This window comes from Arenicella sp. 4NH20-0111 (assembly GCF_040366405.1).
Classification (GTDB): domain Bacteria; phylum Pseudomonadota; class Gammaproteobacteria; order Arenicellales; family Arenicellaceae; genus Arenicella.
Window position 1 is genome coordinate 651,754 of the sequence record NZ_BAABWF010000001.1, and the last position, 20,080, is coordinate 671,833.

Genomic DNA, 20,080 nt, shown 5'->3' on the forward strand with positions numbered 1-20,080 from the left:
TTATATTCATAGAGTCGAAGCTCTTTGGCCACCTTTAGTCAGGTTTGAAGGTGGTCAGAGTAAAGGCTCATGAATCTGTGTAAACATTTATTCGAGATAAATTATGGCAGTCGGTAAAGAAATCCGCGATCAGATTGGAAGCGTTAAAAGTACGCAGAAAATCACCAAAGCCATGGAAATGGTAGCAGCAAGCAAAATGCGTAAAGCGCAAGATCGCATGCTGGCTGCTAGACCTTATGCACAAAAGATTCGTTCAGTTGTAGCTCATATTGCTAAGGCGAACTTAGAGTATAAGCACCCTTTTACGGTTGAACGCGATGTAAAGCGAGTGGGCTACATTGTTGTAAGCTCTGATCGTGGACTTTGTGGTGGACTGAACATGAACGTGTTTCGTAAAACCATGAACGAGATGGCCGAGTGGGACTCTAACGGTGTAGAAATCGATGTGGCAACTATCGGCTCTAAAGCGTTGGCGTATTTTCGTCGAACTGGCGGAAACGTAGTATCGGAAGCATCGCACTATGGCGATAAACCTAGCTTAACTGATCTTTTGGGCGCTATTACTTCAATGCTTAAAGCGTATGAAGATGGAATCATAGATCGTTTGTATGTGGTGTCTAACGAGTTCGTTAATACCATGACTCAGTCTCCAGCCTCAAATCAGTTGTTGCCAATTGCGACTACTGAAGAAGCAACGAACGAGGTACCTGCTCTATTTGATTATATCTACGAGCCAGAAGCCAAGCCGATTTTGGACACCGTTCTGAAACGCTATATCGAATCTCAGATTTACGAAGCGGTGGTTGAGAATGTGGCTTGTGAGCAGTCAGCTCGAATGGTGGCAATGAAGGCTGCGAGCGATAATGCTGGTGATCTGATTGGTGAGCTTGAGTTGGTATATAACAAAGCACGACAAGCGGCGATTACTCAGGAGATTTCTGAGATCGTTAGTGGTGCGGCGGCGGTTTAGCGCTTTACAACGCTGAGGCCCGATAAAAGCACGGTGTGTGTTCAGGGCGATGTTTTCTCAGTTTGTGTCAGAGTTTAGAAAGAATTTAAAATTTAGTATTTAAGAGGAAACCAAAATGAGTTCCGGAAATATTGTAGAAATCATTGGCGCGGTGGTAGACGTAAAGTTTGCTGCAGATGCGGTGCCAAACGTATATGACGCACTGCTTGTTCCAAGTGCTGATTTGACCATGGAAGTGCAAGCGCAATTAGGCGACGGTATCGTTCGTACTATTGCGATGGGCGCGACTGAAGGGTTGAAGCGTGGCTTGGAAGTTGGTAATACGGGTGCTCCTATTTCGGTTCCTGTAGGCCAAGGTACACTGGGTCGAATCATGGATGTACTTGGACGCCCTGTAGATAACGCAGGTGAAGTAGAAGCCGTTCGTAATGATCCAATTCATCGTGAGCCACCAGCGTATGCTGACCAAGCTTCAGAAACGGCGATCCTTGAAACCGGCGTAAAGGTAATTGACTTGATCATGCCTATTGCTAAGGGCGGCAAAGTTGGTTTATTCGGTGGTGCTGGTGTTGGTAAAACAGTAACGTTGATGGAATTGATTAACAATATTGCGGTAGCGCAAGAAGGTTTGTCTGTATTCGCGGGAGTCGGTGAACGAACTCGTGAAGGAAACGATTTCTACTACGAAATGAAAGAAGCTGGCGTACTCGATAAGGTTGCGATGGTTTACGGCCAAATGAACGAGCCTCCAGGCAACAGACTTCGTGTTGCTCTTTCTGGCTTAACCATGGCTGAGTACTTCCGTGACGAAGGGCGTGACGTTTTGATGTTTATCGATAACATTTATCGATACACATTAGCAGGGGTTGAAGTTTCCGCCTTGTTGGGCCGAATGCCTTCTGCGGTAGGATATCAACCTACTCTTGCCAGTGAAATGGGTGCTCTACAAGAGCGAATCACTTCAACTAAGAATGGTTCTATTACCTCTTTCCAAGCTGTTTATGTACCTGCGGATGATTTAACGGATCCATCGCCTGCTACAACCTTTGCTCACTTGGATGCTACATTGGTTCTTTCGCGTCAAATTGCGGAATTGGGTATTTACCCTGCTGTTGACCCGCTTGATTCCTCTTCGCGTCAACTTGATCCGTTAGTTATTGGCGACGATCACTACGAAGTAGCACGTGGAGTACAGAATACACTTCAACGCTATAAAGAGTTGCGTGACATTATCGCTATTCTAGGTATGGATGAGCTTTCTGAAGAAGACAAACAAGCCGTAGCACGCGCTCGTAAGATTCAACGTTTCTTGTCACAACCTTTCTTTGTTGCACAAGTATTTACCGGTGCTGACGGTAAGTACGTTTCATTGAAAGATACGATTGCTGGCTTTAAAGCTATTTTGAGCGGTGAAATGGATGACTATCCAGAGCAAGCGTTCTATATGGTCGGTGGTATTGAAGAAGTAATCGCCAAAGGCAAATCCTAGTAAGTAGGTTTAGATTTAGACATGATTGTTAGGCGGATTTAACTGTCTGAGTTTACATTGGTAAGTTTAGATCTTGGTTGAATCGGCCTGACATTGATTTGGAACTAAAATACGTAGCTAGGCGAACCTAAAATGCCGAGCCTTGTTATCAAGGCGTAGGCCTAAATAGGAATATTGAAATGAGTACAATGCAAGTTGAAGTGGTCAGTGCTGAGCAGGAGATTTTTTCCGGCGAAGCTACCATGTTGATTGCCACCGCGATGTCGGGTGAGTTGGGTATTTACCCACAACATACTCCCCTATTGACTAGCCTTAAAGCCGGTGATGTTCGTGTTCAAACCGCTGACGGTGAAGAGCAGGTTATCTATGTTTCGGGTGGTATTTTAGAAATCACTCCCAAAAAAGTGACGGTTTTGTCTGATACAGCGATTCGAGCTGACGATATAGACGAAGCGGCCGCTTTGGAAGCACAAAGAAAAGCGGAACAAGCATTGAAAGATAGCAAAGCTGATATTGACTACGCGAGAGCAAAAGCTGAGCTGGCACAAGCTGCAGCGCAGTTACAAGCACTTAAGAAAATGGTTAAAAAAGGCCGATAGATCTTTGCTTGATGTAATCTAAGAGCTCGTCGGCTTCATGGTTGACGGGCTTTTTTTATGCCTAACTACTTTTGATTTAGCAAACATATGTACGAAACTCAAATCAAACGCTTATACTTATTCACCACAATGACAGAACAATAGAAATTTGAGGTCTATCTCATGGGAACTGGAACCGTACTTCTTCTTATATTCGTGGGAGTTATTTTTTACTCTGTTAGTCTTTATAATCGTTTAGTCGCTGCCCGCAATGCGTATAAGAATGCCTTCGCGCAAATTGACGTTCAATTGACTCGAAGACATGACTTAATCCCCAATTTGATAGAAATCGCTAAGGGGTATATGTCACATGAAAAAGAGACTTTGCAAGCGGTAATAGAAGCTCGAAATACAGCCATTAGCGATCTTAGCGCTGCCAAAACAGACCCTGGAAATCTTGCGGCCCTAGAAAAGTTAGGAGCAACTGAACGCGGGCTCAGTGGGGCTCTAGGACGGCTCTTTGCGCTTTCTGAGTCTTACCCTGACTTAAAGGCAAATGAAAATATGATGCAACTTTCCGAAGAGCTGACCACCACTGAAAATAAAATCTCTTTTGCGCGTCAAGCATTTAATGACGGTGTGATGCTATACAACAATCTGCGTGAACAGTTTCCGAGTAATTTAATATCAGATTGGTTTTCCTTTAAAGAAGCCACACTATTGGAGTTGGAAAGTGACAGTATGAAAACTGTTCCAAAAGTTGAATTCTAGTCAATAATGTGGAAAAGCTAACGTGAATTTCTTTCAGCACCAGCAGAACGCCCGTAAGCAGTCTCGGTTAATATTACTCGCCTTTCTCGGTGTCACTCTCATTATGATCACCGTCATTAATGCAGTTGTTCTCTTAATATTCAGTTTAGAGATAGGGCATACGAGCAATCAAGATCCGGGATCATTTTCACTAACTACGGTATTTTCATTTGAAAACTTAAAAGAGCACTATGAGTTAATCTTTATCACAAGCGCCATAACTCTTTCGATCATCGGTATTTCGAGTTTGGGTAAAGTAATCTCTCTGCGTGAGGGGGGCCAAAAAATAGCTAGGAATTTAGGCGGAACCTTAGTCACGGCGGATGTAAGAGACCCTCTTCGGCGCAGGTTGTATAACGTTGTTGAAGAAATCTCAATCGCGTCGGGCGTTCCTGTCCCAGATGTTTTTATACTCGAAAATGAATCTGGGATTAATGCTTTTGCCGCTGGTTACGGTGTTTCAGATGCAGCTGTCGCTGTCACACAGGGAACATTGGAAAAGTTAAATAGATCCGAACTCCAAGGTGTCATCGCGCACGAATTTAGTCATATCCTGAACGGAGATATGCGCATTAATATTAGACTCATGGGGCTAATGTTCGGAATTTTGGTTCTAGCGATTGTGGGAAGAAAATTCCTCCATGCAAACCGTTACCAACGCAGGTCGTCTAAGAATAATAGTGCGGGTGCCGTCATAGCAATCGGGATAACGCTATCTGTAGTTGGTTATGTTGGTCTCTTTTTCTCTCGTTGGCTAAAGTCGGCTATATCGCGCCAAAGAGAGTATTTGGCCGACGCTTCAGCGGTTCAATTTACCCGAGACCCTGATGGTATTGCTGGAGCGCTCAAAAAAATAGCTGCTTATCAGTCAAGCACCTATTTGCGTGCTGATACCGAAGAAATCAGTCATATGCTTTTCACCGGCAATTTTAGAGCTAACATGTTTGCCACTCACCCTCCTCTGTCTGACCGAATTAAACGATTGGAACGAACATTTGATGTTAATGAAATCGATCGCATTTCTGAAAAACTAAGAGAGCAAGAAAACCAAAACCATGTTCAGGCCGAACTAGCTGAGCTTGAGTTGAGTCAAAAATTGACTGCAAAACAGAAAGATCAAGCACTTAAAATTGAAGATGTGATTGCCTTTATTGGACAACCAGATGCAGGCCGTTTAACCGCAGCAAGGCTGATGACAGAGTCTATTACCGATGTTTTAAAACACGCTATGCATTCATCGGAATGGGCACCAGAGGTTTTGCTTTACAGTGTATTAAATGCAAACCCCACGCTTCGTGAAAAGCAGTTGGCGATAGTTTCCAATTCAATGGGACGATTAAGCAAAAAAAAGATAGTTCATCTTTTAGAAAGTAACGGTTTGGTTAAAATTGAACTACGTTTACCGCTACTTGAATCCGCGTACCCGTCTGTGAAGCGTAGGTCCCTAGAAGAGATTGAAAATTTGTTAGTTATTGTTGATCAATTGGTTAGCGTAGACCGAAATATTGATTCTTTCGAATACTTATTAACCAGATTACTTAGACAATATCTAGTCGAGTCAATGGAACACAGTAAACATTCTTGGAAAGGGAGAAAGTCTCTGAGTAATTGCGTAGAAGAACTGACACTCGTGATTAGTACACTGGCCTCTCATGGCCAGAACTCAACGAGTACTCAGGGTATTCAACTGGCTCAGAGAGCGTTTAAATCAGGCATGAGTGCAGTTGGCATTGAGCACAAGAACCTGAGTTTCATCGACAATTGGCAAACGGAATTAGATAAAGCGCTTAAAACGTTAAATAGGTTGAAGATGAGTGATAAGGAAAAAGTACTTATTGCTTTGGGTAAGACCGTGTTAGACGATAAGAAACTGATATCAGAAGAACAGGAGATGATGCGAGTGATATCTGCTCTCCTCCATGTTCCCATACCGTTACTGCAGACCGCGTCTTAGTGTTAACAATTCCACAAAATATCCTTTTCAATGACAGATTGTTCTGCTCTTAGTGAGCTAATAAGAAACGCAAAATGGCAAGATGATACGCCTTTGAGCCAGTATTTTTTGCCAAATGACCTCCGCGGCTGGTTGTGTACTAAGGGGTCATTGACGGCGGCGTTAAGACAAATCAGTAATAATAGTTTTGAAGTTGAAGTTGTTAGTCAAACTAAGAGAACGCCGTTTAATGGTGAAGCTAAGCTGCTTAATTTAAAGGTAACCTCGGTCGCCGCTGTTCGAGAAGTTAAGTTAAAGATCTACGACGAGCCGGTTATCTTCGCGCGCAGTGTTATACCGATGAAATTGGCGCTCCCTGGTCGTTTTGGGTTGAACAATTTAGGAAAAACACCATTGGGCCATTTGTTATTTAAAGATGGCAAAATGCGCGCATCGCGACGAGAATTCGCTACGCTGATTGTTGGGGCAGAAAAAGTGCATGCGAGAAGAACACCGTATGAGTATCGAGACAGCTCGATTTTGGTGAGCGAGTTTTTCTTACCCAGTTTAAAAAAGTATATTTAGTAGCCTCTCGTTTCACTAATCCTCAAGAAGTAATATAAGCAGAGGACCTACTAGTACTGTGTCAGAACGCGCACCCGTAGGTGTTGTTGGTACTGGCGTGATTGTGGTTGGATCTGATCTAAACGCAGCAACCAATGAACGGGTTATATTGAAACTCGCAAAGTTATCAGCAGAGTTGCTGGAGCCCTGTGCGATACCGCAAGGCTCTCCCAAACAGGACAGAGATGGATTACTGAAAACGTCATCTACGACACCACTATTCAAACGGGACATTATCGTTCCCCAGCCGTTACCGATATTGCCATGACCGCAAGAATACCCAGTAAAATTGAAGCTTGTACATGGAGAAGCACCGCTGGGGTTTACTGATGAACGCTCGTGTCCTGATCCCAAGTTGTGACCAAGTTCATGGGCAAACACGGAGTCACAACAATTGGGTGACAATCGCGTAGATGAAAAAGCAAGGTCTGGGTTAGATCCATTTACCCAAGCAACGCCGTTAGAACTAAACCCTTCGGCAAAAGACAATACCGCAACCATATCAGCACCGTGTTGATCGCGTAAGGCAGGAACACCACTAAAGGATCCCTGTCCATTAGTAACTTGGCTCAGTGTTGTACTGGTAGTAAGGCTGTTATTAAAAGCAATTTCTTCAATGTGGGCGACTGTGAATTCGATGTCTATTCCACTTCGTTGCAGAGACGAATTGGTAAAAGACACCAATTGATTGATTCGAGCAGTAGGAGAAGAAAACCCCGAGCCAAACTCAGCTGAATGAACAAAAAGCATCCTTATGATCGATCGGCCGCCTTCGGATTGTTCGGCTATTGCGTCGTTGAGCTTTCTTAAAGAGTGCTGAGGGATTTGATCAATGCCTGGTATCTTCGGAGACATCCCCTCAGGAATCATTGCGTCATGACTAAGATCAATGACCGGGAAGTCTGGGTGGTTTTGATTGGCAAACTGTAACCCGGTCGTAGGATTACCAGAGATCGTATAACGAGTGCCATTTCCAGATAATGAACCGTAAATGGCTTTTCCGTCTAAATTGAGTAGCAGAATCTGCTTATTTACTGACGTGGCTTCTATGTACTTCTGGTGGCCGTTAGAAAGTTCGGCTCGTGTTACTTCAAATTTCATTGAGCTGCTTATCAGCCCGTCTATAACAATTGAATCGCCTGGGGCTAGGGCGTGAACCGAGGGCACAAATTCAAAATTCGTAGTAGATTGAAGTCGCTGACCAAAAGTGGATGAAGATATTTCGAAAACCACAACAGCGGCGGCTAATGAACCGCTTTGGCATACAGCTAGCGTGACGAAGACAAAAAGCAGAAAACCTTTTTGAAATTCCCTAATATTCATAGATAAAACCTATTCCCCTAGATAACACCCCTGACCTATCAAAATACAACAGGAAGTCAACAATAACGAGAGGTGAGATCCGAAAAGAAGGTTTTTCTTGAAAAAGCTAGCGCGTTAGAAACAAAAAAATTGCTTACAAACGTTATGAGTCTTGTTTGGCAACAAGCATTATTCAGGATGGCGGGCAATTGGCGGCTTGATGGCGAGGCAATTTAGTTTCAATTTAGATATTACTACCGTTGAACATCATCAGGAGATAATATTATGAAGATGAAGATTAATGCGGCGATATTGAAGAGTAAGCGAAAAGAAAAGCTTTGGTCTCAAGAGGAACTTGCGCTAGCGAGTGGCCTTGGCCTAAGAACTGTGCAGAGGATCGAAAGTTCAGGGAAAGCGTCTTTGGAATCACTCAAATCGCTAGCATCAGCGTTGGAAGTCCCTGCAAACGAACTCATACTCGATACTCAGTTGAGGGATCACTATTACAACGTACAGCTCGGATACACTATTTTGGCGTTGCTCTTAGGCGCTTTGGCTGTGTGTGTTTGGCAATTTTCTAGGGAAGCCATGGCATTTCACGTCTTTATTACCGTAACTGTGATCTTGAGTGTGATCTCTACTTTCTTTGGCACCTTGTCCGTGAAAGTGACTGACGAATCTATAGTTTGGTATTTTGGGATCGGATTCTGGAAAAAGAAAATCGATTTAGCGGTTATAGATAACGTGCGCCAAGTCAAAAACAAAGGCTGGTGGGGTTGGGGTATACGTTATTACGGTGAAGGATGGCTATACAATGTTTCTGGATTAGGAGCGGTTGAGCTAACGCTTGTGGACGGCAAACGTCTAAGAATAGGAAGTGATGAACCAGAAAAATTATCGGATTTCTTAAAAGCAAAAATAAAACACTAGAAAAATTCCTAATCAGAGGGACGTAAACTGCCCCTCTGACTAAAGACTTAGACTGTCTGTGTAATCCAGCTATGACAGCAGTGGCGCGATCACTAAGCTTACTATGGCCATTACATTAATGAGAATGTTCATTGAAGGACCAGACGTATCTTTAAATGGGTCGCCAACCGTATCGCCAACTACCACGGCAGCGTGAGTGTCAGAACCTTTGCCCCCGTGATTTCCACGTTCGACATACTTTTTCGCGTTGTCCCACGCACCACCCGCATTGGCCATCGTGATTGCCAATAATACGCAGCCTAAAAGAGCGCCACCAAGCATGCCACCTAGGGCTTCAGCGCCAATACCGAAACCAACGACGGCTGGTGCTGAAACTGCCAAAATGCCGGGAAGTATCATGCGTTTTAACGCGGCAGTTGTAGCAATGTCTACACACCGTGCTGTATCGGGCTCAGCGGTGCCTTCAAGTAGGCCTGGTATCTCTTTAAACTGCCTACGCACCTCTTTAATCATATCGAATGCGGCATCACCTACCGCCGTCATCGTTAGGCTTGAAACCAAAAATGGAAAAATGCCGCCAATAAACATACCAACGAGCACTTCGGGGTTGTTTATTTGTAAGCTGAACCCTTCAATATTTGACGATACGGTCTCGATAAATGCGGAGATGATGGCCAATGCGGCTAATGCGGCCGCACCGATTGCAAACCCCTTGCCTATTGCGGCTGTGGTATTTCCGACTTCGTCAAGAGAATCAGTGATTTTTCGCGTTTCTTCTCCTAGCCCCGCCATCTCAGCAATGCCACCCGCGTTGTCGGCAACGGGTCCGTAGGCATCTATCGCCATGGTGATCCCGACCGTAGCAAGCATGCCAACTGCAGCAATTGCGACGCCATACAAACCGGCAAATGCGCTAGCAAAATAGATGATACCGCACAAAGTCAGTACCGGAATGACCACCGATTGCATGCCAATAGCTAAGCCTGAAATAATGACAGTCGCCGCGCCAGTTTCACCCGCAGATGCAATCGTGCGAATTGGCGCTCCAGCGGTGTAGTATTCGGTAACTAAGCCGATGATTATCCCACCAACAGAGCCAATAACTACCGAGTACCAAACGGTGTTGGCGATTCCAAACTGTTTGATCAGAAAGTAGGACGCCACGATAAACAAGACCGAAGAGCCCATTGTTCCTGCTCTCAAGGCTTTTTCAGCCGAGCTGCCACTCATGAGCGCGACCAACACTATTCCAAGTACAGAACAAATTAGACCAATGGATGAAAGTGCCAAAGGAAGCCCCATTAAGGCCTCTTGCTTTCCACCCAGACTGAGAAGAGCCGCTGCGCTTAAGGTTGACGCAATCGCGATCGTGGCAATCATGGAACCACAATAAGATTCAAAAATATCGGACCCCATGCCAGCCACATCGCCGACGTTATCACCAACGTTGTCGGCTATTACAGCTGGGTTTCGTGGATCGTCCTCGGGAATGCCTGCCTCAACTTTACCCACTAAATCCGCACCTACGTCCGCGCTTTTAGTAAAAATGCCTCCGCCTACACGCGAGAACAGAGCAACAACTGATGCGCCCATACCAAAGCCATGGATGGTGTGTGCGCTCTCTGCATTTGCACCGTACGTGTAATACAAAATTCCCAGCCCGAGTAACCCCATGGATGCCACAGTCAGGCCCATCACGGAACCGCCATTGAATGCCGTCATTAACGCGGCCGACGCGCCCTCATTGTGAGCGGCGGTTGTCGTGCGGGTGTTGGCCTTGGTCGCGGTAAACATTCCTATGTAACCGGCGAAAGCGGAACAAAATGCGCCTAGTAAAAAGGCGTACATGGTGTGTAATCCTAAGTCGGATACGGCGATCAATATGGCTAAAACAATGACAAATGCGAATAGGATCGTGTATTCACGTCGCATGAATGCCATGGCGCCGATGTGAATCTGGTTGCCGATACTGGCAACTTTTCCATCGGCCACAGATTGCTTTGCGATCTTAAAGTAAATGACAAAAGCAATGACTAAACCTACTATTCCAAATAAAGCGGGTGCTGCTTGTAGAGACATAGAGTGTCCTCCTGTGGGCCTCCCATTCGAGGTGTCAGGTATCGGACAAACTAACTCAGTAATCATACTGCGTTTAGGCGAAAGCGTTCACTTTAAGGGTGAGCTAACTCGCCAGATCTGATTATTCCATGCTACAAAAACTGTCTAAGTTGGTTCACCCTTCAATCCCCTTATATGGGAGTAACAAAATGTTATTGATTTTTTAGTTTGACGCAGCTGTTAAACGGCGTTAAATCAGTATAATACAGCCAATTTTTCAAGACCAATCTTTCGGAGCACACAAGATGTCTTTAAACGAAGTAGGCCCAGGCAATTCATTGCCAGATGATGTAAACGTAATTATCGAAATTCCTCGTTACGGCGATCCAATCAAGTACGAAGTAGATAAAGATTCTGGTGCGATGTTTGTAGACCGTTTTATGTCTACAGCCATGCATTACCCGTGTAACTACGGTTATGTGCCACAAACTCTATCTGATGATGGAGATCCAGTAGACGTTCTTGTACTGGCCCCGTTCCCATTGGTAACAGGGTCAGTTGTCCGTGTTAGACCTATTGGCGTACTACAGATGGAAGATGAAGCTGGAGAAGACGCAAAAATCTTGGCCGTTCCAGTAGAAAAGTTGACTAAGTTCTATAACAACGTATCAACTTTCCGTGACGTCCAGCAAGAAATGTTGGATAAAATTTCACACTTCTTCGAACACTATAAAGACCTAGAACAAGGAAAATGGGTTAAGGTTCGCGGTTGGGCTGGTAAAGATGAGGCTCGTCAAGAGATCATAGATTCGGCTGAAAGATACAATAACGCTGAAGGGTAGTTACCCCGTCTCACGCTATTTATTTTTTCTAAAAGCCTTGCAGGAGATAATCTTGCAAGGCTTTTTTTTGCCCTGTTATTTTTTGGTGTGAGCGCGGATGTGCTCTAATTTACGTACGATTGCAGCTGGTGCGTGAATTAAAGGGTTTGATGAACGTTTTTCTTCGTCTTTTTCCCAGACACTGACAAGCTCTTTAGCTTTCGCAAACGCTTGCTTCAAAGAAGCATTGGGGTTTTTTGTCAATGCCTCCTTAAACAGCGCGCGGCCAAAATACGTCATTTCGGATTCTTCCGAACACCCAAACGATCGACTATCAGCATCAGCGGCTGTAATAATCATTGTGTAGTCATCTTTTAGTTCAGAAATGAATCCACCGGAATAACACGCAGAGACAATAATAACTTTCCACTTTATGCGTGAGTTTTTGACTATCTCCGCTAACTGTTTTGCACCAAGATCTGATAACTTAATGCTGTCATGGTTAAGGTAAAACTCGTGATCCTTTGACCCGTGACTCGTGAAGTAGGCGACCAAGACGTCTTCGTCTGTATCCATTTTCGCCGCAATGCCATTTACGGCAGACTCTATCGAGCGCTTGGTCGCGAGCGGGTAGACCTCAGCGGTGTCATGGTGGTTTACCAATAACATTGAACGATCTTTACTTGAATACCGAGATTCGATTAACGGTGCCACGTACTCTAATTCTCGTTTAAAGACACTTTGACTACCGTCACCGGCGACGCCTAAAAAATAGATATTGGGACTACCCGGTGTACTAGGTTCAAGTTTATCAATCGATTTTTTCAGGTTCTCTTGGTGGTACTCTAATGCAATGCCAGCTTGATCATGTTGGCGATCACCGGTTTCAAAGTTGTGAATCAATGAATCTCCTTTCCACTTTCCAGATAACGTTTTGATTTCTCCCTCTGCGGGTGATGAGCGAGTAAGAGTGCCTTTACCAAAGCGTCGACCGTAAGAGAATTCACCTTTGAACACGTCTCCATTTGCGTACGTCATCACCCCCTCACCTTCTGGCTTATCGTATGACAGCGACCCTTCATACTGGCTTCCATCTTTATAGTCGATCTTACCGTCGCCAGACGCATAACCATTTTCAAAGTCGCCGTTTACCACCGTGCCTTCCGTATTGGTTTTACTTCCCTTGCCATGAGCTACCCAATCTTTTACTTGACCGGAGTACGTGCTTCCCTCGTAATCTTTGTAGCTACCGGAACCGGTAAACACGCCCTTTACAAAATCTCCCTCGTAAAAATAATCGTCATGGCTATAACGGCCTTTGCCGTGATACAAACCGTTGTCAAACTGTCCGGTATAGACCGCCCCATTTTTAAGTGAGTGTGTGCCGTGTCCATTGAATACGCCTTGCTTAAACTCTCCTTCGTAGGAGTTTTCTTTTGTGTCGACAAAATGACCAAAGCCATTGAGTTGCCCGTGCTTGTATTCGCCTGTGTACTTTTCGCCAGTCGCGTAAACAAGTTCTCCAGTGCCGTGAAATTGTCCTTCAACAAAGTCGCCAGTGTAGTGCGTTTTGTTTGGGTATATTAGGGTTCCTTTCCCGTGAAGCATTCCGGACTCTAGCTCGCCTTCATACCTAGAGCCATCAGGAAAAACGGCGTCTGGAGCGACGATGATAGGCTCAGAACAAGCCGATAAAGTACCCAAAAGAATCATGGTTAGTTTGCATCTAAAAGCGATCAATTGTTTGTTCCTCTGTGCAGTGCTTCCAGCACGCCTAAATATGAGAGTAGAAGCCCAACATTAGCATGGAATACCGTTTTATCTCAGCGCTAAAAGCATCAGCTGAGCTTAGTGTAATGCCGTGTAATTAAATTAGGCTCCGAGTAATGATAAATATAGACAATTGTAATAGAACCACTCTCGACTTAGTGCTTGCCATCCAGGCTTACGCTTTAGATGAGAACGCACACAAACAATGAGCCCTCTATATCAAGCAATGGAAAGGTCTCGGGTTAATCGTTACTCGGCCCTCTGTAAGCTGAAAATTGGCAAAGCACGTCTAAGTAAACCGTAAAGGAATGCTGAACACCCCACAATACAATTAGGAATTAGAAATGAGCAGAGCAAAATTTTTCGAAAAAAACCCTACCGCGTCAGCATGGGCTGCACTGGATGAAGCAACGAATGCGCAAAAGAAAATTACCCCCGGACCAATAAGCCTGAAAAAGGGGCAATATAAAGGAAAGAAAGCGCTGATTATCGGAGCTGGGGTGTCTGGATTAACAACCGCGTACGAACTATTGGCACAAGAATCTGGAATGGACGTCACCGTACTGGAAGCACAGAATCGTACGGGCGGCCGCTGTTTAAGTTTGAGAACTGGAGATACCTTTACTGAAGATATAGATAGCGACCTCTTCAATTCAAAACCCGGCGAAACACAAATGGTGCGATTTAAGCGCCCCGTCGGTGACAGCGAGCCGTACCTTAATGCTGGGCCGGGTAGGATCCCATCGGCGCACAAACGACTATTGTCGTACTTAAAAAAGTTTGGTGTTGATGTCGAAGTGTACGTAATGAACTCCGACGCAAACCTAGTGCAGATGAATGGTGGGCCGGGCACCAAACCCAATAAGCCACTGACATACCGTCGGCTTGATCACAATACGCGCGGCTGGTTGGCGCAAATGGTATTTGAAAATGCAGACGAACTGGTTAAGTCTCCTGATTTATGTATTGATAAACCTGAGCAAGAGCAAACAGCAGATCAGCTTCGTAGATTAATGGTTTCGTTTGGCGAACTAATTGGTAAAGGAGACGACGAAAATCCTAATCCAGATTATGGAAAATACGTGCCAACCGCCGGGGAAGACGGGTTTGAAAATGGTCGTAGCCGCGCAGGCTATACGGTGCTTCCTGGTGTTGATGCGGGAACGATTGCTAAGCCGATTGCATTCAAACGATTGCTCGAATCAGAGTATTGGGAAAAGACTCGTTTCTATCAACCATCAGACTTTCTATGGCAACCCACGTTGTTTCAGCCCGTCGGTGGCATGGACATGGTGCAACACTCGTTTGCTCAACAGGTAGCGGCACACGGTGGAACAATTCATCTAAACAGCCCAGTTAAATCGATTGATTGGGATGGCACTCAGTTCATCGTTAAAGTAGAACAAATAGGCACCAATGAACCAATCATCTATAAAGCGGATTATTGTTTTTGCAATCTGGCAATGCCGTTTCTCAGCGAGATATTGTCGCCCGAACTGCAGAACACACAAACACCGGAATCAGGACTGGCATTGGATTTCAAAGAGTCTCTTAATGCCGTTTACTCGGCGCAGTTCAAGGGCGATAAGGACTGTTATTCGAAGCGTTTTTTAGCTTGTACCACTAAAGTAGGTTGGCAGGCAGACAGGGATTTATGGCAAGGAAGCTCCTTTAAATCAAATGATGAGGACGGCGATGGGGTTGAAACCATAGGGTTGCCTAAGTCGGAAGTTGGTGTGGTGCCTATATTTGGTGGCATTTCATGGACCGATGATGACATCACGCAAATCTGGTACCCGTCAAATGCGTATCATGACGAGAAAGGCGTTTTAACGGGTGCTTACAATTTTGGCAAAATCGCCTATCAATGCGGTAAGGAACCCATTGCAAAACGCCTTGAAAATGCACGCGAAGGAGCAAAAAAGTTTGATGTGGACTTTGCGAAGGGGCTTGCTGACGGCGTAGCCATCGCTTGGCAAAACATGCCTTATATCAAAGGTGGCTGGGCACAGTGGCAGGAAGTAGAAAACGCGGTAGAGCACTTTAACGTACTCGACCAAGGTTCGGGCATCTATGATGCCAACGGTAAATTGTCGGACCCTGTGTTTTTTATTATCGGCGATCAGGTTTCATCGCTACCGGGTTGGCAAGAAGGCGCCATAGCGGCCTCACTAAACGCGCTAAGTCGAATGGCTAGGCCAGATCTAAGCATTCCGCATTTACAGTCATTACCAGATTCGCGGTTAATGGTAGAGGGCGTTTAAGAAACCAGCGCTGTTTGCAGTAGAAGAGTTCGTTTTTTTAACTTAGCGGACTTTTCTAAACGCATTAACACCACGACTAACCACCTAAGGAGTATTAATCATGTTAGACATGAAACAAGTCGATGAAATGGCCGAAAGCGGCCGTATTATTGAAGTTGCAAAAGAGGGAGATAAACAACTCGGGCCGTTGAACCTATTACCCGGTAAATGGGCAAATGTGCCTAATTTACCCGGGAGAGGTTGGAATATGATTGCCCTACCCTTTGCGACCGAACCGAAGACGCCCTTCAACTATCGGTTGCTGTTAAACCAATACAACGAAGAACTTGAATTTACCATCGTGGATAAAGCCGTCCCCAATCGCGGTATTCGGCAGTACGGACAATCGACTGAGGACGATCAGTTTTTAGCGACGTTGGAATACACTCAGTCAATAACCCAAATAGCCGCGGATGACTTTCCGGAAAGTGGCGAAGCAGGTGGCCCCAATTTGCCGATTCATAGGGAGCCCGGACTGTGGCTGCACATGGCCAATAATGTGACCGAAGGATTGGACATTGCTAGGTTGGGCACCATTCCTCACGGAGACTCTGTAATGGCATTAGGGCGAGCGTTCGAGAAAGCAGGAGCGCCAAATATTCCAGTTATCAGTGGGCTGCCTATTGGCGTGTCTGATGAACTGTCCAGCCCATACTTAGCGCCTTATGAACACTTTCATCGTAACTTGTTTGAAAACCTGTTTGACCCCACGGTCCCTAACCAACTTCTGGAAGAAGCAAACAAGGGCGTAGAGATCGTTCATACCACCGAACTTCACGTTGATACCGAGTTTGACACAGGCGGAATTGTAAACATCCCGTTTGTGACCAAGCAGGCGAACGCGTCGCAAATGCATTCTACTTTTTGGATTCAGCAACTAAAAGAAAAGCAAAAAGATGGAACACCTAAGTTACGATTACAGTACACGCAAACGGTGTTTCTAGACTTTTTCCCTCGCCCCGACGGCCAACCAGGGTTGATTCGGTGGCCTCACATCAGTATTAATACGCTGGAAAAAGTAGAAGACTGATTGCTTTGACCAAGAGCTTAAGGCAAAGCAAAGCCATAGAAACCCAATGCACCATCACTTACGTTGAGTTTCTATCGCTCTGATTAGCATCGCGGTACGTTCAAGAAAAAAGAGTTACACTCACTAAAACTGAACTAGAATGCAGTGAATACTATGATTCTCTGTTGGAGATCTGTCTAAGATGATGTTTTTCTTTAAAAGAGCTGAGCTTGAAGCCATGTCGAAAAAACTATCGCATGAATTTCAAAATGCAGAGCCTTTTCAACACGTGGTCATCGATGACTTTTTGCCGCTAGACGTTGCCAATAGGGTTGCATCTGAATTTTCAAGTGTGAACAAACAGAGCTGGAGATTAGCTGGGCCCGGAGACTCAAAACACACCGATGACCCGGACGTTGAAAAGATATCCATGTCGGACGAAGAGGGTTTTCCAGACTCAATTCGCCAATTGATGCACAGCATGCAATCCGGAATCTTTATCCGTTTTATTGAACGGCTAACAGGGTATCGTCACCTGAATGCCGACCCGCATAATTTTGGGTGTGGCTTGCATTCAACTGGCCGTGGAGGAAGGCTCATGCTTCACGTTGATGCATCCAGGCACCCCAACAAAGACTTTCATCAACTGATCAACTTAATATACTACTGCACGCCAGACTGGAAAGACCAATACGGTGGGCATTTAGAGCTGTGGGATAAAGACGCAAAACAGTGCGTAAAAAGCGTGGCCCCGACATTTAACCGAGCGGTTATATTTTACACAGGTCGATACAGTTACCATGGTCATCCGCAACCCGTGACTTGCCCCAGTGGCATGCGTCGAAACTCCATGGCGCTCTATTTCTATACCACCAAAAAAGAGCAGAGCGACATAAAGCACAGTAACTACGTCGAATGGAAAGCGGTCACCGAACACGATCAACGCAGTTTGTATCATTCAGCCAAAAACATTGTCAGAAAGGTATTGCCACGACGAGCAGTGAATAACTTGGCAACGTTTGTCAGGCAAATAAGAAAGCGCTTATGAACGCCCTCTTTACAGTCACGTTTGATGTGATTGAGCGTGTTAACAATCAGCTCGTTTATCGCTTATCATAACGCTTGGTATTGATAGATAAAGTTTCCCCAAAAAATGAAATTCCAAATCGAAGAAGATTGCAGTTGGCGTGATTGGTTTGTCAGCATCGAACACCAAGATGTCACGGTTCAGCAGGTGTTGGATTCTCTGAAAGCAATAAATAACACGTCTTACGAAACGCCAACCATTGTGAAAATCGTGGAAAACCCAGCCTATGACTTTCCAGGTATAGAGTTTTTTTCGGGCGCTGTGGACATAAAGCAACACGATTGTATTCACGCACTACTCGGGCGAGGTTTATTAGCTAAAGACGAAGCCTTTGTCATCGGCTTTACCATGGGTTCATCAAATCGTGTTGGCACCATCGAGCAGACTGTCTTTGGTTTGATAGCTAAATTTTTATACCCCAAAGCTTATCAGTTTGATGAAGAAGATTTGTTAGTCTTCCGCAAAGCCGTGCACCTGGGTTTCGTCTCAAATTGCCAATCTCTCGCTGAAGTAGACTACGAACGTATATTGGAAATGAGCTTAGCAGAAGCGCGTGATTTCGTAGGGATTGAAATGGATCTTTTACGAGCGTACTACCGATTAGAACAAGAAATGTATCCAAACACGCGCGTTTCGGGGCGCCTATTAGCCGATTGACATGATCTTAACGCCTTCGTCGCTTAGTTTAGCGCGTCGGCTGTTAGCCTGAGTTAGTACAATCATCCAATTGATTAGTTTTAAATTTTTGTTGCCTTGTTTCTATCAAACCAATCCTGTGCGCCTGGATTTATTTTTGACCAGAGAACTCCGTGATATGACGGCTTCCGAGCTTCCAGAACCGTCAAAACTATTGTGATGATAAATGAAATCACAAACGCTTCTGCTACCGTGACTATGCCGTAAAAAACCCCTACGCCATACGAAATAACAAAACAAATTGCCCAAATTATCTCGGGCATACGTGACATGCGGCTGATGTTACAGAAGTAAAAGAAGTGCCCTAATACGAACAGGATTACTAAACTAAATTCATTTGATATATCTCTGAGATACCAAGCTCCGGCAAGACCTAAGATTATGACAGCAAGGTCAAAGATCGAAAGCCTGAACCCTGGATTAAAATCCTCGTTTTTCATTGACCTTTAACATCCTGAATGTGGGTAGCGACACGCCAAAAATACCACACATACATAACAATATAAGGAACAGTGTCTATTGCAGTGCTAACTAACTCAGTGTCTTCAGGGTAGATAAAGAAGTAGCTTGTATAAATCAGGAAGAACGCCGGAATCATAAACACAGTAAGCCTAATAGCCATCACAAAACTAACGCTAACGTATCTTTTAAGAAAGTCCTTCCCCATTCCACCGCCGTTTTTAAAAAAGCAGTAAATGAGCCCCAATAAACAGATTAAAACGTTTGAGACACTCAGTATTAAGTCCCAATGATTACCCTCCTCAGGTGGTAGCCACAGAGCTAATTCCATCATGATCATAATGAAAACAGCGGGAATTAGTAGGTAACAGAATAAGTCTTTCTCCGTGACCTTTTCATCTATTAGATCCTTCTTCAGGTTATCGATCTTCCAAAAATACACTTTAAACCTCGTGGTCTATATCGCGCCTTCTAAGTAGGCGGTTACGTCCTATGCTTTGTCAAAGCGATCGTAAATCGTATTTTGTTTTACGATCTGCTAAATGTGTTGTTTTTACATTTTCTGTTGCTGATCTTGCATCACCTGCCTTACTGAAAAGCTACTACTAAAAGCGCGCGCGGTTCTAAATCTAAATAAGCCTAACAAAGACAGTGGTAAAAATGACCAACAGTTGACCCTAATATGTACGATTAATCTGGAGGATATCATTGAAAATGAGACCGTAGTCTCTTGTTAGGTTTTTGGTTGTACACATGAGGGGGCTTGAGGATTATCTGTAGTTGTGAAGTTTAACACCCAATCTGACCTTACAGGTGTTCTCCCTCTATTTTTGCTGGTTGTAACCCATCGGTACTTACGTAGTGCTTGTTTAGCGGAATAATCAAATATGTCACTAGGGACTGAATATAAAACTTCCACGTTTCTCGATTTCCCCGAACTTGAAATAACATGCCTCAAAAGAACACAACCAGTTATCCCCTTCCTTAACGCCTTTTGAGGATAGACCGGTGGCTCTCGATATGCAGCTTTCCAGTAGTCAGAGGCCCCTTTTCCATGCCCGCCTAAATCTAAAACAGGTGTCGGTGTACTAGTACAGAACGTAGGTATCACCGTTACTGAATCCTGCGATATGCGCTTCTTTCGAAAATGAACTACCATTCCCAGAATATGTTTCTATATATAAATGTATATCGCAGCCCATAATAAAACTAACGCCAAACAAAGGGGCGCGACGACAGGA

18 protein-coding genes are annotated in these 20,080 nt (G+C 44.7%); 12 read left to right on the plus strand and 6 right to left on the minus strand.

Annotated elements, in window-relative coordinates:
• Nucleotides 1–103: 103 nt before the first annotated feature.
• The 6 genes from atpG (at nt 104) to ABWW54_RS02770 (ending at nt 6,365) form a co-directional block, all read left to right on the plus strand.
• Entirely contained in the window at nt 104–970 is an 867-nt protein-coding gene (gene atpG / locus ABWW54_RS02745) for a F0F1 ATP synthase subunit gamma (RefSeq protein ID WP_353409866.1), read from the plus strand.
• A gap of 115 nt (nt 971–1,085) precedes the next feature.
• Entirely contained in the window at nt 1,086–2,459 is a 1,374-nt protein-coding gene (gene atpD / locus ABWW54_RS02750) for a F0F1 ATP synthase subunit beta (protein ID WP_353409868.1), read from the plus strand.
• 179 nt (nt 2,460–2,638) lie between these two features.
• A complete protein-coding gene (locus ABWW54_RS02755; RefSeq protein WP_353409870.1) occupies nt 2,639–3,058 on the plus strand; it encodes a F0F1 ATP synthase subunit epsilon in 420 nt (139 codons plus the stop codon).
• A gap of 162 nt (nt 3,059–3,220) precedes the next feature.
• Complete coding sequence (locus tag ABWW54_RS02760) at nt 3,221–3,808, plus strand: LemA family protein (protein WP_353409872.1); 588 nt, start codon at nt 3,221–3,223, stop codon at nt 3,806–3,808.
• 103 nt (nt 3,809–3,911) lie between these two features.
• The gene (locus ABWW54_RS02765) at nt 3,912–5,801 is read left to right on the plus strand and encodes a M48 family metallopeptidase (RefSeq protein ID WP_353409874.1); all 1,890 of its coding nucleotides are present in this window, start codon (nt 3,912–3,914) and stop codon (nt 5,799–5,801) included.
• Between the two features lie 30 nt (nt 5,802–5,831).
• Nucleotides 5,832–6,365 (plus strand): chorismate--pyruvate lyase family protein, encoded by a 534-nt coding sequence (locus tag ABWW54_RS02770; RefSeq protein WP_353409876.1) that lies wholly within the window; start codon nt 5,832–5,834, stop codon nt 6,363–6,365.
• 15 nt (nt 6,366–6,380) lie between these two features.
• On the opposite strand, the gene ABWW54_RS02775 is transcribed toward ABWW54_RS02770, so the two are convergent.
• On the minus strand, nt 6,381–7,727 hold the full coding sequence (locus ABWW54_RS02775) for a zinc-dependent metalloprotease family protein (RefSeq protein ID WP_353409878.1): 1,347 nt from the start codon (nt 7,725–7,727) through the stop codon (nt 6,381–6,383).
• A gap of 264 nt (nt 7,728–7,991) precedes the next feature.
• Between ABWW54_RS02775 and ABWW54_RS02780 the strand changes: the two genes are divergently transcribed.
• Nucleotides 7,992–8,636, plus strand: a complete 645-nt coding sequence (locus ABWW54_RS02780; RefSeq protein WP_353409879.1) for a helix-turn-helix domain-containing protein — start codon at nt 7,992–7,994, stop codon at nt 8,634–8,636.
• Between the two features lie 69 nt (nt 8,637–8,705).
• Here the strand turns inward: ABWW54_RS02780 and ABWW54_RS02785 are convergent, their stop codons facing one another.
• On the minus strand, nt 8,706–10,715 hold the full coding sequence (locus ABWW54_RS02785) for a sodium-translocating pyrophosphatase (protein WP_353409881.1): 2,010 nt from the start codon (nt 10,713–10,715) through the stop codon (nt 8,706–8,708).
• Nucleotides 10,716–10,999: 284 nt separating this feature from the next.
• Here ABWW54_RS02785 and ppa point away from each other — a divergent pair, with 284 nt between their 5' ends.
• The gene (gene ppa / locus ABWW54_RS02790; protein ID WP_353409883.1) at nt 11,000–11,536 is read left to right on the plus strand and encodes an inorganic diphosphatase; all 537 of its coding nucleotides are present in this window, start codon (nt 11,000–11,002) and stop codon (nt 11,534–11,536) included.
• A 75-nt stretch (nt 11,537–11,611) separates the two neighbouring features.
• On the opposite strand, the gene ABWW54_RS02795 is transcribed toward ppa, so the two are convergent.
• A complete protein-coding gene (locus ABWW54_RS02795) occupies nt 11,612–13,255 on the minus strand; it encodes a C13 family peptidase (RefSeq protein WP_353409885.1) in 1,644 nt (547 codons plus the stop codon).
• Nucleotides 13,256–13,629: 374 nt separating this feature from the next.
• On the opposite strand from ABWW54_RS02795, the gene ABWW54_RS02800 reads away from it, so the two are divergent.
• The 4 genes from ABWW54_RS02800 (at nt 13,630) to ABWW54_RS02815 (ending at nt 18,341) form a co-directional block, all read left to right on the plus strand.
• A complete protein-coding gene (locus tag ABWW54_RS02800; protein ID WP_353409887.1) occupies nt 13,630–15,549 on the plus strand; it encodes a flavin monoamine oxidase family protein in 1,920 nt (639 codons plus the stop codon).
• A 100-nt stretch (nt 15,550–15,649) separates the two neighbouring features.
• Nucleotides 15,650–16,618: a heme-binding protein gene (locus tag ABWW54_RS02805; RefSeq protein ID WP_353409889.1), complete on the plus strand. Its 969-nt coding sequence runs from the start codon at nt 15,650–15,652 to the stop codon at nt 16,616–16,618.
• A 181-nt stretch (nt 16,619–16,799) separates the two neighbouring features.
• Nucleotides 16,800–17,645 (plus strand): 2OG-Fe(II) oxygenase, encoded by an 846-nt coding sequence (locus ABWW54_RS02810; protein WP_353409891.1) that lies wholly within the window; start codon nt 16,800–16,802, stop codon nt 17,643–17,645.
• A 105-nt stretch (nt 17,646–17,750) separates the two neighbouring features.
• Nucleotides 17,751–18,341, plus strand: a complete 591-nt coding sequence (locus ABWW54_RS02815; RefSeq protein ID WP_353409893.1) for a hypothetical protein — start codon at nt 17,751–17,753, stop codon at nt 18,339–18,341.
• Between the two features lie 80 nt (nt 18,342–18,421).
• Here the strand turns inward: ABWW54_RS02815 and ABWW54_RS02820 are convergent, their stop codons facing one another.
• The 3 genes from ABWW54_RS02820 to ABWW54_RS02830 form a co-directional block, all read right to left on the minus strand.
• Nucleotides 18,422–18,820: a hypothetical protein gene (locus ABWW54_RS02820; protein ID WP_353409895.1), complete on the minus strand. Its 399-nt coding sequence runs from the start codon at nt 18,818–18,820 to the stop codon at nt 18,422–18,424.
• Nucleotides 18,817–19,281 carry a hypothetical protein gene (locus ABWW54_RS02825; RefSeq protein WP_353409897.1) on the minus strand — a complete coding sequence of 155 codons (465 nt, stop codon included), beginning with the start codon at nt 19,279–19,281 and terminating at the stop codon, nt 18,817–18,819. Before ABWW54_RS02825 ends, ABWW54_RS02820 begins: the two co-directional genes overlap by 4 nt.
• Before the next feature lie 291 nt (nt 19,282–19,572).
• Nucleotides 19,573–19,998, minus strand: a complete 426-nt coding sequence (locus ABWW54_RS02830) for an energy transducer TonB (protein WP_353409899.1) — start codon at nt 19,996–19,998, stop codon at nt 19,573–19,575.
• Nucleotides 19,999–20,080 lie beyond the last annotated feature (82 nt).

What these genes read in the sequence shown, in the direction of transcription:
- ABWW54_RS02815 (WP_353409893.1), top strand. Translation starts at nt 17,751, where the DNA reads ATGAAATTCCAAATCGAAGAAGATTGCAGTTGGCGTGATTGGTTTGTC.
- ABWW54_RS02805 (WP_353409889.1), top strand. Translation starts at nt 15,650, where the DNA reads ATGTTAGACATGAAACAAGTCGATGAAATGGCCGAAAGCGGCCGTATT.
- atpD (WP_353409868.1), top strand. Translation starts at nt 1,086, where the DNA reads ATGAGTTCCGGAAATATTGTAGAAATCATTGGCGCGGTGGTAGACGTA.
- ABWW54_RS02810 (WP_353409891.1), top strand. Translation starts at nt 16,800, where the DNA reads ATGATGTTTTTCTTTAAAAGAGCTGAGCTTGAAGCCATGTCGAAAAAA.
- ABWW54_RS02820 (WP_353409895.1), bottom strand. Translation starts at nt 18,820, where the DNA reads ATGAAAAACGAGGATTTTAATCCAGGGTTCAGGCTTTCGATCTTTGAC.
- ABWW54_RS02755 (WP_353409870.1), top strand. Translation starts at nt 2,639, where the DNA reads ATGAGTACAATGCAAGTTGAAGTGGTCAGTGCTGAGCAGGAGATTTTT.
- ABWW54_RS02765 (WP_353409874.1), top strand. Translation starts at nt 3,912, where the DNA reads ATGATCACCGTCATTAATGCAGTTGTTCTCTTAATATTCAGTTTAGAG.
- ppa (WP_353409883.1), top strand. Translation starts at nt 11,000, where the DNA reads ATGTCTTTAAACGAAGTAGGCCCAGGCAATTCATTGCCAGATGATGTA.
- atpG (WP_353409866.1), top strand. Translation starts at nt 104, where the DNA reads ATGGCAGTCGGTAAAGAAATCCGCGATCAGATTGGAAGCGTTAAAAGT.
- ABWW54_RS02785 (WP_353409881.1), bottom strand. Translation starts at nt 10,715, where the DNA reads ATGTCTCTACAAGCAGCACCCGCTTTATTTGGAATAGTAGGTTTAGTC.
- ABWW54_RS02830 (WP_353409899.1), bottom strand. Translation starts at nt 19,998, where the DNA reads ATGGTAGTTCATTTTCGAAAGAAGCGCATATCGCAGGATTCAGTAACG.
- ABWW54_RS02775 (WP_353409878.1), bottom strand. Translation starts at nt 7,727, where the DNA reads ATGAATATTAGGGAATTTCAAAAAGGTTTTCTGCTTTTTGTCTTCGTC.
- ABWW54_RS02760 (WP_353409872.1), top strand. Translation starts at nt 3,221, where the DNA reads ATGGGAACTGGAACCGTACTTCTTCTTATATTCGTGGGAGTTATTTTT.
- ABWW54_RS02800 (WP_353409887.1), top strand. Translation starts at nt 13,630, where the DNA reads ATGAGCAGAGCAAAATTTTTCGAAAAAAACCCTACCGCGTCAGCATGG.
- ABWW54_RS02770 (WP_353409876.1), top strand. Translation starts at nt 5,832, where the DNA reads ATGACAGATTGTTCTGCTCTTAGTGAGCTAATAAGAAACGCAAAATGG.
- ABWW54_RS02780 (WP_353409879.1), top strand. Translation starts at nt 7,992, where the DNA reads ATGAAGATGAAGATTAATGCGGCGATATTGAAGAGTAAGCGAAAAGAA.